General features: G+C 58.2%; 1 protein-coding gene. It reads left to right on the top strand.

Annotated elements, in window-relative coordinates:
• On the top strand, positions 1 to 366 hold a 366-nt coding region (locus F0U44_RS24525), incomplete at both ends, for an EF-hand domain-containing protein (RefSeq protein WP_149730660.1).

The following is a 366-nucleotide window of genomic DNA, read 5'->3' as shown; positions in this document are numbered from 1 at the left end:
GCCGATCGAAACAGTCTCTTCTTCGTCGATCGTCCAACACACAGCAAAATGGCGGATAAGGACAAGAAGGTAAAGAAGAAGAAGGCGAAAGAAGACGCGCCCGCCGAAGAGGCCCCAGCAGCGGCCGCTCCCGCCGGTGACAGGCAATCCTCTCGCGGAAGCCGCAAGGCTAAGCGCACCGGATCCAATGTCTTCTCTATGTTCTCACAGAAGCAGGTTGCTGAGTTCAAGGAGGCATTCCAGCTAATGGACCACGACAAGGATGGCATCATCGGCAAGAACGACTTGCGCGCCACCTTCGACTCCCTGGGCAGGCTCGCGTCCGAGAAGGAGCTCGATGAGATGGTCGGTGAGGCTTCTGGCCCC

Origin of the sequence: Nocardioides humilatus (genome assembly GCF_008373755.1) — a bacterium.
Classification (GTDB): Bacteria; Actinomycetota; Actinomycetes; order Propionibacteriales; family Nocardioidaceae; genus Nocardioides; species Nocardioides humilatus.
Note: the sequence above shows the minus strand (reverse complement) of the source record. Positions and strands in the feature narration are given on the sequence as shown.